The organism is Photorhabdus stackebrandtii, from assembly GCF_011189495.1.
In the GTDB taxonomy this organism is placed as follows: domain Bacteria; phylum Pseudomonadota; class Gammaproteobacteria; order Enterobacterales; family Enterobacteriaceae; genus Photorhabdus; species Photorhabdus khanii.
This window is the reverse complement of sequence record NZ_PUJV01000190.1, coordinates 1-355: the sequence shown is the minus strand read 5'-3', so window position 1 is coordinate 355 and position 355 is coordinate 1. Positions and strand designations below refer to the sequence as shown.

At 45.4% G+C, this 355-nt stretch carries 1 protein-coding gene; it reads left to right on the top strand.

The genetic code is table 11. The features are described from left to right. Positions 1–188: 188 nt before the first annotated feature. The coding region (locus C5470_RS22270; protein ID WP_278249209.1) for a reverse transcriptase domain-containing protein at positions 189–355 on the top strand (167 nt) is incomplete at its 3' end.

The following is a 355-nucleotide window of genomic DNA, read 5'->3' as shown; positions in this document are numbered from 1 at the left end:
TATCAATCGTCGAACATGAATTAAAAAAGGTTTTGTTTAGGCGTTGATATAAATCCATGATCCATTCCCCCTTGCTCATTTAAACCCTATTTTATCACATCGTTGTTTCCTTAACCGAATGCCATTGTCCGGCGTAGAACCCCTCTTTGTGGCGTATGGCCTGATCCCATACGCCCAATTTAGCATCACTGCGCATTTATCTTCACTGTGCATTAGGTGGCGTTATTAGTCCTTTGCTTGCGAACCTTTTCCTGCATTATGCTCTGGATACCTGGCTTACCCGCCATCATCCAGAAACCGTCTTTGAGCGCTATGCGGATGATGCAGTGCTCCATTGCAAAACGCGATGTGGTGC